The sequence below is a fragment of the Aquiluna sp. genome (assembly GCF_965064355.1).
This window is the reverse complement of sequence record NZ_CBCHRQ010000056.1, coordinates 1-9,416: the sequence shown is the minus strand read 5'-3', so window position 1 is coordinate 9,416 and position 9,416 is coordinate 1. Positions and strand designations below refer to the sequence as shown.

Sequence of the window (9,416 nt, the reverse complement as noted above, 5' to 3'; positions counted from 1 at the left end):
CTGAAAAAGCGGTCTGGAATCTGTGTCAGGATTCCTGCTCCGTCACCGGTGCCAGCGTCAGAACCAACAGCTCCGCGATGCTCGAGGTTTCTTAGCGAGGAAAGTGCCATGTCGACAATGTCGTGACCTGGAGTGCCGCGCAAGGTTGCAACCATTGCAAGACCACAAGCATCCTTTTCCGCGCTTGGGTCATAGAGTCCCTGCGCGGAAGGACCAGCGTTAAAGCGCTGGAATGGGCTTATGGCCGGCATGCTTGTCTCCTATCGAAAATTCAAAAGGGACATCGTCGGCCCGGGTGGCTAAAACTAGCTTTCTGTTGGCTCTTTCACTGTTTTGCGCGGCTTTTTCGCCGGTTCCGCAACAGTTTCACGGCCTGGTAGCCAGATGCTCGGTTCAAGGCCGGGGTGGCGGCGTGACTGAACAATCAGGAGGGTAACTCCGATGGCGATTCCGATCAACGCTGACCACATGTTTATTCTGAATCCAAGAATAATCTCACTTGGGTCAATTCGGATACTTTCTATCCAAAGTCGTCCGGTCGAATACAGAATTACGTAGAGCGCGAATTGCTTACCCCACTGCAGATTCAAGCGCTTTCCGAGGTAAATCAGCAAACCAGCAGCTGCTAGGTTCCAGATCATTTCGTACAAGAAAGTCGGGTGGAAGGTCAAACCATCTGGCAAACCCGCTGGGTAAGAAGCGTTGGAGGACGGAATCTCTAGTGCCCAGGGTAGATCGGTCGGCAATCCGTAGAGCTCTTGGTTGAAATAGTTACCCAGTCTTCCAATTGCCTGAGCAATCAGTACTCCCGGCGCAACTGCGTCTGCAACGGTCCAGAATCTCAAGCCTGCTTGCCTTGCGCCATACCAAAAACCAGCGGCTCCAAACAGCAGTGCGCCATAGATTGCCATGCCGCCCTCCCAGATTCGGAATACGGCTAGAAAGTCTGCACCCTCAAAGAAGTAGTCTCTCGGGTGGGTGATGACGTGGTAAAAACGTCCACCGATGATGCCGGCTGGCACTGCCCATAGCGCGATATCTAGAAAGAGACCGCGTTCAGCTCCGCGAACATGAAGTCTTCGGTCCGCTAGCCATGAGGCGATGACAATGCCGGTGAGAATAAAAAGTGCATAGAAGTGAATGCGGAGCGGGCCTAGGTCGATGAAGCTGATCTCAGGAGAGGGAATGCTGGTAAGAAAATCCACTGGGCTATCCTAATCCGCCGGCAAGCTCTTTAGTCTTTGATACGAGTCCTGCAAGTCCACCCTGCTGGTAGGCCTTTACAAATGCGGTACCAACAATCGCGCCATCGGCGTAGCTGTTCACTTCACGGACCTGATCAGCTGTCGAAATGCCAACGCCAACGCAGGTTGGAGTGTCGCCGAGACTCTTTACTCGGGACACCACAGATCTGGCAATGCGATCAAGTTCGGCACGTTCACCAGTGATTCCCATTGTCGATACCGAGTAGACAAAACCTTTTGATGACTTGGAGTTGTTTTCAACTCGAGCATCCGAGCTCGATGGCGCAACTAAGAACACCCGGTCTAGATCGTGCTCGTCGGAGAGATCTATCCACTTTGAAGCTTCGTCGGGAATTAGGTCTGGGGTGATCATGCCCTGAGCGCCTGATTTGACCAAGTCCTCGCTGAACTTCTCAACGCCATAGGAGAGCACAGGGTTCCAATAGCTCATAACCAATAGCGGAGTGTCCACCTTCTCACGCACGCCCTTGATGATCTCGAATAGGTCCCGAAGTTTGAACCCGTTAGCTATCGCCTCTTCTGTGGCGTGCTGAATTACTAAACCGTCCATCGCTGGGTCGCTGTAGGGAACGCCGATTTCAAGAATGTCGCAACCGTTCTCGGCCATCGCAACTAGCGAATCGATACTGTCCTGTTTTGTTGGGTAACCGGCTGGGTAATAGCCAATGAGGGTCCCCCGACCAGATTCCTTGTTCCGCTCTAGAACGTCGTTTGTGATGCTCACCTATCCCCCAACAATCCAAAGTACTTGCCGGCTGTTTCCATGTCCTTATCGCCACGGCCGGAGAGATTTACCAGGATGTGCGCGCCGGCCGGAAGGATGGTGGAAAGGTGCTTCATGCCCGCCAGAGCGTGTGCGGTTTCAATTGCCGGGATGATTCCCTCGGTCCTGGATAGCAGACGCATGGCATCCATTGCTTCGGCGTCACTAATGCCGAAGTAGTTTGCGCGACCAAGGTCCTTCAGCCAAGAGTGCTCAGGTCCAACTCCCGGGTAGTCCAGTCCTGCCGAAATTGAGTGCGACTCCATCGTCTGACCATCTTCGTCCTGCAGCATGTAAGAACGAGCGCCGTGCAAGACCCCTGGGCGACCCCTTGACAGCGTTGCAGCATGCTTTGGTGTGTCAATTCCATCTCCAGCTGCTTCAAAGCCCCAGAGTGCGACGTCTTGATCATCCAGGAAAGGGTGGAAGATTCCGATTGCGTTAGAGCCACCACCAATACAGGCGGCTACCACATCAGGCAAACGTCCGGTCAGTTCCAGCATCTGCGCGCGCGCTTCAATTCCGATAACGGAGTGGAAGTCGCGAACCATGGTTGGGAAGGGGTGCGGACCGGCCACAGTACCAAGTAGGTAGTGAGTGTTGTCCACGTTTGCAACCCAGTCGCGAAGGGCTTCGTTAATTGCGTCCTTGAGTGTTCTGGAGCCGGTGGTTACTGGAATTACCTGAGCGCCCAATAACTTCATTCTCGCTACATTCAAAGCCTGGCGTTCGGTATCAACCTCGCCCATGTAGACCACACAGTCCAGACCGAAATAGGCTGCCGCGGTAGCGCTGGCAACGCCGTGCTGGCCGGCTCCGGTTTCAGCAATGATTCGCTTTTTACCCATGCGCTTAGCAAGCAGTGCCTGACCCATGACGTTGTTGATCTTGTGGCTACCGGTGTGGTTTAGATCCTCGCGCTTTAGGAAGATACGCATGTCGCCGAACTGGCTGGCAAAGCGCTGCGCCTCGGTGATAATCGATGGCCGGCCGGTGTAGGTCTTGTGCAGCTCAGCAAGCTCAGCGACAAAGTTCGGGTCAGCCTTTGCGGCTAGATAGGTTGCTTCAAGTTCGTCGAGGGCTGCAATCAGCGGTTCCGCAACAAACCTTCCGCCGAATTCGCCGAAGTACGGCCCAGCCTGAGAACGAAGATTTGTTTGCATCTCTAAATCCTAAGCAACACTTGTGAACTCTGGGATCAAAATTCGAGGATCGGACGTAACCAATGCTTCGCCGACAAGTGCAACGTCCGCTCCGGCGTTGCGATAGCGAATTACATCCTGAACGTTCTTCACCGAAGATTCTGCGACCTTGATGGCATCTTTGTTTAGCGCTTGAGCCATTTTCTCAAAGAGCCCGAGGTCAGTCTGAAAGGTTTGCAAATCCCTTGTGTTGATGCCAATCAAACGGGACCCCAGTTGGTTTGCTACATCAATCTCTTCGAGTGTGTGGGTTTCAACCAACACCCCCATTCCAAGTTCGTGGGCATACCGATAAAGCTGAGCAAAACGTATTGGAGATAGCCAGGCCAAGATCAAAAGAATAAAGTCGGCACCGGCAGCTCTGGCTTCAAGAATCTGATATTCGGTGCTGATGAAGTCTTTCCGTAGTAGCGGAATGGTCGCCTTTGACCTAGCGTCAACCAAATCCTCGAGCCGGCCACCAAAACCAGTCTCTTCGGTAAGGACTGAAATAGCGTGAGCACCAGATTGCTGGTAGAGCCCAGCTTGATCTGCAGCTGATGGGATTTCGGCTAGAAACCCGCGCGATGGGCTTCGTCTTTTGATTTCCGCAATTAGCTTTATTTGACTGGATTTAGAAAGAGACTGGTAAACGTCTATCGCGCCACTAATTTTTGAAATCTTGTCGAGCAGTTCCTGCTCGCTGATAACTAGCTCTCGTCTTTTAGAAGCCTCTGCGGCCGCGACAAAGAGTTGATCAAGCACTAGTGCGCTTTGGTGTGCTTGCCGCCGACACCGAAGCCTGCGCGCTTTAGAATCCAACCAACTACCGGCCCTAGGACCGCAAGCACTGCAGATGCCCAAACCATTGCTGCGTTGTCAAGCCAGAAGAACAGAGTGCCAACGCTGAAAGCCACCAAGATGATGATGACGGTGGTCCAAGACGCTACCGAGTTTCCGTGGCCTGGTTCAGTTGAGTTCTGCGACATGTTTATCTCTTTCGACTAGCCAATTCTAGCAAGCATCAAGCTTGTTCATCCCATAGTGAGCGGTTGTCATGGGTTTGGTCGGTCTCTGCCGTAGCTGTCGACTTGGACTTAGATCCAAAGAGGCTAAATGCGACTGCAAACATAGTCGCGATGCCAGCGCCAATCGCTGCAAACTGCCCCCACAGATAGGAAATCGAGACTCCAGCTTCGTGAGACTCCGGGTTGAGCACTCCGCTGAGCCGCTCAAGTTCCGCAATCACAACGGCACTGGCTTCTAAGTCTTGACTGATCGAAATGAAGATGCCCAAGCCTGTGATGCCGGCTACCAAAAGGAGAAGAGTTCTTCGTAGCTTGCCGTAAAGCGAGATAAAGACTGCGGTCAGGGCAATTGCGGGCAGAAGATTTAGAACAGAAATCAACTGCCCACCGGTGAATCCCTCTTCCCCGACCAATAACCAGGGAAGATTTACCAGCACCCACCAGAGCGCTAGAGCTAAAACAACTAGAGAGGACTTAGACCGCATTACCCATCGCATTCGCTGCCGCGATGGCCTTGAGCATGACTGCTGCCTTGGCTTTGGTTTCGTCGTATTCACTTTGCGGGACAGAGTCCAGCACGATTCCCGCACCCGCTTGGATTCTGGCAATTCCATCTCGTATGAACGCAGTACGGATTGCTATCGCTAGGTCACTATTGCCCTGGAAGTCAAAGTATCCGACTACGCCGCCAAAGAGTCCTCGATAACTCGGCTCCAAGTCATGGATGATCTCAAGTGCCCTTGGCTTCGGAGCTCCGGAAAGCGTTCCTGCCGGGAATGTTGCGCGCAGCGCAGCCACCGGTCCCAGGTCTTTGCGCAGCTCACCCTCCACGGTCGAAACCAGGTGCATGATGTGGCTAAACCGGTGAATTTGCATGAACTCAGTGACCTGAAGTGTCGCAGGTTCACAAACCTTGAGCAGATCATTCCGAGCGAGATCTACCAGCATCAGGTGCTCGCTCTGCTCTTTGGCATCCGCTAACAATTCGTCGGCCAAGCGAAGGTCTGTAGAGGTGTCCACTCCCCTTGGTCTTGAGCCGGCAATCGGGTGCATGATTGCCTTGCCCTTAGTTACCTTGACTAGCGCCTCGGGCGAGGATCCGACGATGGTGAAATCGCCATCACTATCCTGCCAGCGCGTCAAATACATGTATGGGCTTGGGTTTAGCGCCCTAAGCGCTCGGTAAACCTCGATCGCATCGACGTTTACCCTTTGGTCAAATCTCTGAGAAAGCACAACCTGGAACACATCCCCCAGTCGGACGTGGTGCTTGGCCTGCTCGATTTGAGAAAGAAAGTCAGACTCGCTGGTGCGCTTTTCAAATTCCGGCTCAGGCCAGCTCGGCTCTGAAATCAATGCCGGGGTTGGTCCTCGAAGCTGCTGTTCCGCGTCAGCTAATTCTGCAAGCACTCTGTGGTAGCTGGCTTCAAGGTCCGAGCCATCATCGAATACAACTCCCACCAGGATTAGCTCTGCACTTAGGTGATCCATAACAATCAGCTGACTGAACTGGTTGAAAGCTAAAAGTGGGACTTGGTAGTCCGCTTCTTTGGCTTCGGGTAAACGCTCAAGTAGATTGACCGCTCCCCAGCTAACAAAACCGACCAAGCCAGAGCTGAGCGGAAAGTCCACCGGAGCCGAGTGCCAGCTCGATTGCAGGGCTTCCAAAGCACCAAGAGGTTCGCTTGGAATATCTCCTGATGGCAAAGCGCTGTGATCCGATATCCAGTGAACAGAATCCTCAGTTGCAACAAGTTGACCACGTGAGCGCACTCCGATGAAGGAGTAACGACCCCAGACACCTTGTTCAGCAGATTCCAGCAGGAATGTGTTCGGTCTTGAATCGCAGAGCTTTTGATACACCCCCATGGGAGTTTCTGTCCCGGCAAAAAGCTTCTTGCTAATCGGTATGACGTTATAGGACTGAGCTAGGTCTTTGACTTGTTCAAAGCTAAGCATCAGTCCTCCTCAAAACAGGTTGAGGTGCCATTGTGGCACGCTGGGCCAGCGGTGTGAACCAAAGCCAAAACGGTGTCGCCATCGCAGTCCAGGCTCAGCGAAATAAGTTCTTGGAAGTTTCCAGAGCTTTCACCCTTTAGCCAGCGTTGATTCCTAGATCTTGAAAAGTAGACCATTCTCTTTATCTGCAATGACTCCAATAGCGTCTCGCGATTGGCGTAGGCAAGCATCAATACATCTTTGGTATGAGCATCTTGGGTGACAACCGGAACTAGCCCGCGCTCGTCAAATTTGACTTCGCCTATCTCTAGATTTCTCATCTGACTTCCAATCCAGCTTCGCGCAGGGAATCCTTCACATCTGCAATCGTAAACAGGCCCTCGTGAAAAACGCTCGCGGCTAACAAAGCATCCGCCCCAACATTTGCTGCAGCGACAAAGTGCTCAATCTTTCCAGCTCCACCGGATGCGATAACCGGAACATGTGAAATCTTCTCGATGGCTTCGATTAGCTCTAGGTCGAAGCCGTCCCTGGTGCCGTCCGCATCGATGCTGTTGATTAGTAGCTCTCCAGCTCCCAGGTCCTGAACCTTACGAACCCACTCCAAAGCATCTAGCTCTGTCAACTGACGACCGCCATGTGATGTGACACCGAAGCCAGATTTGGTTGGTGCTCGCTTTAGATCAAGAGAAATCACGAGAACTTGATTGCCATGCTCTCTGGAGATCTCGCTAAGTAGCTCGGGTCGCGTTATTCCTGCGGACCCTACCGACACCTTGTCCGCACCGGATGCCAACAGCTCGGTGACATCCTGCAGCTGCCGAACACCACCACCAACGGTGAGTGGAATAAAGACCTGCTCAGCGCACCTGGTAACCATCTCGAGCATCGTGCCACGATTCTCGACAGTAGCGGCCACATCCAAGAAGGTGACCTCATCGGCTCCCTGCAGGTAGTAGCGACTGGCTAGTTCGACCGGGTCACCGCTGTCCTTCAGATTCTGAAAGTTGACACCTTTGACTACACGCCCGGATGCAACGTCAAGACAGGGAATTATTCGGATCGCTGGCACTAGATTCTCGCGGCGTGGATCGCACTCACCAGGATGGCTCGGGCACCGATTTCGTAGAGTTGATCCATAATCAGGTTGGTCTGATCCGCCTTAACTAAGGCCCTGACTGCAACCCAATCCTTGTCCGCGAGCGGAGAAATAGTTGGTGATTCAATTCCAGGGGTAACTTTGGTGGCCTGAGCAACCAGGTGAACTGGACAGTCATAATCAAAGATCACGTACTCTCTAGCGACGATTACTCCCTCAAGTCTTCTGAGGAGCTTTGCCGCTTCCTTCGACTTTCCAGGGGCGGAAATCAGCCTTGCTGTCGACTTCAGGATGACCGGACCGAAGATCGCAAGCCCTGCTTTGCGCAGGGTGTTTCCAGTTGAGACCACGTCCGCAACAGCGTCAGCTACTCCAAGCTTCACTGCTGACTCAACAGCTCCATCAAGCTTTACGATTTCGGCCCTGACTCCCTGCTCTGCTAGGTAGTCCGAAATCAAGTTTGGGTAGGCGGTAGCAAGACGCTTTCCCTGCAGATCTGCAACCGATTGAAATCCGGACTCAACAGGCGCGGCGAATCTAAATGTTGAAGCTCCAAAACCTAGGTCAGCCACTTCATCCGCTTTGGATTGCGCATCCTTAAGTAAGTCCAAACCAGTTAGTCCGACATCAAGTGACCCGGAACCGACATAGGTGGCGATGTCTCTTGGTCTTAGGTAGAAAAACTCAATTTGGTTCTGCTCATCAACTAGGTGGAGCTCCGCAGTGTCTCTTCTAACGGCATAGCCGGCCTCCCTGAGCATCGAAATAGCCGAGTCGGACAGGATGCCTTTATTCGGGATAGCTACCTTAAGCATTAGAGCTGCTCCTCTACTTTGGAAAGCGGAATTCCGCGGGCGATCAAGATCAGTTGTAGGTGGTAAATCAATTGCGAAGCCTCAAGTGCTAATTGCTCATCAGATTCGTGCTCTGCGGCCATCCAAACCTCGGCTGCTTCCTCCACGATCTTTTTGCCGATGGCATGCACTCCAAGCTCAAGCAATTCGGTCGATCGCGACCCCGCTGGGCGCTCGAAGTTACGAATGCTGAGCTCTTCAAAGAGCTGGTCAAAGGATTTCATGACACTAGGTTACCGCCCCAGCGCTAGTGACTGTTGGCTAGTTGCCTCAGCTTGGCAATTTCTAAGTTGCGATTTTCTGCTTTAAAGACAGCGCTACCAGCTACAAAAACATCCGCTCCTGCTTCGGCAAGCTGAGAAATGTTTGACTCTGTTACACCGCCATCAACCTGAATAGCTAAAGACAGACCCCTTGAATTCAGTGCACTTCTAGCCTGGGTAATCTTTGTTATCGTCTCTGGGATCAGCTTTTGACCGCCAAAACCAGGTTCAACGGTCATAAGTAGCAGCATGTCGATTTCTGGCAGTAGTTCGGCCACCGATTCAAAAGGCGTGCCCGGCTTGATGGCTATTGCGGCCTTTGAGCCAATGTCTCGGATCTTTCTTGCAAGACCTATTGGGTCTGAGGCTGCCTCAAGATGGAAGGTCACTGATTCGCAACCGAGCTCCGCGTAAGCGGGTGCCCAGCGCTCTGGATCAGAAATCATTAGGTGGATGTCCAGTGGCATTTTTGCCACCTCAAACAACCTGGAAACAATCGGTAAACCCAGGGTCAGGTTTGGCACAAAGTGGTTATCCATTACATCCACGTGCGCTGCATCGGCGCTCGAGATCGTTGCTAGTTCGGCCTCAAGATTCGCAAAGTCTGCGCTCAGAATCGAAGGATGAATCTTCATACCGCGAGCTTACTTCTTGCGAAGGATTGCGATAAACATCGCATCGGTGGAGTGAAGGTGTGTCCAAAGCTGAGCCGTCTTGCGATCGGTACCCATCTGCAATTGTGGCGAGATTCTGTTTAGAACCTCATTTGCATTCACTAATTCAAGTTCCGGGTGGTTATCGAGTGCCTGCTTGATCTGGGTGTTGGTCTCAAGAACTAGTGGTGAACAGGTCGAATAAAGCAAGTAGCCACCTGGCTTGAGAGAGTTAGCTGCGGCATCGAGCAGTTCGCCCTGCAGCTTGGTTAGTCCACTTAGCTGCTCGGTCGTTTTGCGCCAGCGTGATTCTGGCTTTCGCCTCACTGATCCGAGTCCCGTGCAGGGTGC

General features: G+C 52.6%; 13 protein-coding genes and 1 pseudogene. All 14 read right to left on the bottom strand.

Annotation, left to right across the window (positions count from 1 at the left end; all coding sequences use genetic code 11):
• Positions 1-251, bottom strand: a 251-nt coding sequence (locus tag AC128V_RS05590; RefSeq protein ID WP_482763692.1) for a hypothetical protein, incomplete at its 3' end; no start/stop codon positions are given.
• Between the two features lie 54 nt (positions 252-305).
• Positions 306-1,205 (bottom strand): prolipoprotein diacylglyceryl transferase, encoded by a 900-nt coding sequence (gene lgt, locus AC128V_RS05585; protein WP_482763691.1) that lies wholly within the window; start codon positions 1,203-1,205, stop codon positions 306-308.
• Positions 1,206-1,209: 4 nt separating this feature from the next.
• The gene (gene trpA / locus AC128V_RS05580; RefSeq protein ID WP_482763690.1) at positions 1,210-1,989 is read right to left on the bottom strand and encodes a tryptophan synthase subunit alpha; all 780 of its coding nucleotides are present in this window, start codon (positions 1,987-1,989) and stop codon (positions 1,210-1,212) included.
• Positions 1,986-3,191, bottom strand: coding sequence for a tryptophan synthase subunit beta (trpB, locus tag AC128V_RS05575; protein ID WP_482763689.1), 1,206 nt, complete (start codon positions 3,189-3,191; stop codon positions 1,986-1,988). The genes trpA and trpB overlap by 4 nt, the downstream gene beginning before the upstream one ends.
• Before the next feature lie 9 nt (positions 3,192-3,200).
• Positions 3,201-3,974, bottom strand: coding sequence for an indole-3-glycerol phosphate synthase TrpC (locus tag AC128V_RS05570; RefSeq protein WP_482763688.1), 774 nt, complete (start codon positions 3,972-3,974; stop codon positions 3,201-3,203).
• Entirely contained in the window at positions 3,974-4,198 is a 225-nt protein-coding gene (locus AC128V_RS05565) for a DUF6704 family protein (RefSeq protein WP_482763687.1), read from the bottom strand. Before AC128V_RS05565 ends, AC128V_RS05570 begins: the two co-directional genes overlap by 1 nt.
• A gap of 35 nt (positions 4,199-4,233) precedes the next feature.
• Positions 4,234-4,722, bottom strand: a complete 489-nt coding sequence (locus AC128V_RS05560; protein WP_482763686.1) for a hypothetical protein — start codon at positions 4,720-4,722, stop codon at positions 4,234-4,236.
• Positions 4,712-6,196: a chorismate-binding protein gene (locus AC128V_RS05555; protein WP_482763685.1), complete on the bottom strand. Its 1,485-nt coding sequence runs from the start codon at positions 6,194-6,196 to the stop codon at positions 4,712-4,714. The genes AC128V_RS05560 and AC128V_RS05555 overlap by 11 nt, the downstream gene beginning before the upstream one ends.
• Positions 6,196-6,516 (bottom strand): phosphoribosyl-AMP cyclohydrolase, encoded by a 321-nt coding sequence (gene hisI / locus AC128V_RS05550; RefSeq protein ID WP_482763684.1) that lies wholly within the window; start codon positions 6,514-6,516, stop codon positions 6,196-6,198. Before hisI ends, AC128V_RS05555 begins: the two co-directional genes overlap by 1 nt.
• Positions 6,513-7,268 carry an imidazole glycerol phosphate synthase subunit HisF gene (gene hisF / locus AC128V_RS05545; protein WP_482763683.1) on the bottom strand — a complete coding sequence of 252 codons (756 nt, stop codon included), beginning with the start codon at positions 7,266-7,268 and terminating at the stop codon, positions 6,513-6,515. Before hisF ends, hisI begins: the two co-directional genes overlap by 4 nt.
• A complete protein-coding gene (gene hisG / locus AC128V_RS05540; RefSeq protein WP_482763682.1) occupies positions 7,268-8,110 on the bottom strand; it encodes an ATP phosphoribosyltransferase in 843 nt (280 codons plus the stop codon). Before hisG ends, hisF begins: the two co-directional genes overlap by 1 nt.
• Entirely contained in the window at positions 8,110-8,373 is a 264-nt protein-coding gene (locus tag AC128V_RS05535) for a phosphoribosyl-ATP diphosphatase (RefSeq protein ID WP_482763681.1), read from the bottom strand. The genes hisG and AC128V_RS05535 overlap by 1 nt, the downstream gene beginning before the upstream one ends.
• A gap of 23 nt (positions 8,374-8,396) precedes the next feature.
• Positions 8,397-9,047 carry a ribulose-phosphate 3-epimerase gene (gene rpe, locus AC128V_RS05530; RefSeq protein WP_482763680.1) on the bottom strand — a complete coding sequence of 217 codons (651 nt, stop codon included), beginning with the start codon at positions 9,045-9,047 and terminating at the stop codon, positions 8,397-8,399.
• Between the two features lie 9 nt (positions 9,048-9,056).
• Positions 9,057-9,416, bottom strand: a pseudogene (locus AC128V_RS05525) (rRNA small subunit methyltransferase B); the annotation flags it as partial.

What these genes read in the sequence shown, in the direction of transcription:
- AC128V_RS05565 (WP_482763687.1), bottom strand. Translation starts at nt 4,198, where the DNA reads ATGTCGCAGAACTCAACTGAACCAGGCCACGGAAACTCGGTAGCGTCT.
- trpB (WP_482763689.1), bottom strand. Translation starts at nt 3,191, where the DNA reads ATGCAAACAAATCTTCGTTCTCAGGCTGGGCCGTACTTCGGCGAATTC.
- hisI (WP_482763684.1), bottom strand. Translation starts at nt 6,516, where the DNA reads ATGAGAAATCTAGAGATAGGCGAAGTCAAATTTGACGAGCGCGGGCTA.
- AC128V_RS05555 (WP_482763685.1), bottom strand. Translation starts at nt 6,196, where the DNA reads ATGCTTAGCTTTGAACAAGTCAAAGACCTAGCTCAGTCCTATAACGTC.
- AC128V_RS05535 (WP_482763681.1), bottom strand. Translation starts at nt 8,373, where the DNA reads ATGAAATCCTTTGACCAGCTCTTTGAAGAGCTCAGCATTCGTAACTTC.
- AC128V_RS05560 (WP_482763686.1), bottom strand. Translation starts at nt 4,722, where the DNA reads ATGCGGTCTAAGTCCTCTCTAGTTGTTTTAGCTCTAGCGCTCTGGTGG.
- rpe (WP_482763680.1), bottom strand. Translation starts at nt 9,047, where the DNA reads ATGAAGATTCATCCTTCGATTCTGAGCGCAGACTTTGCGAATCTTGAG.
- hisG (WP_482763682.1), bottom strand. Translation starts at nt 8,110, where the DNA reads ATGCTTAAGGTAGCTATCCCGAATAAAGGCATCCTGTCCGACTCGGCT.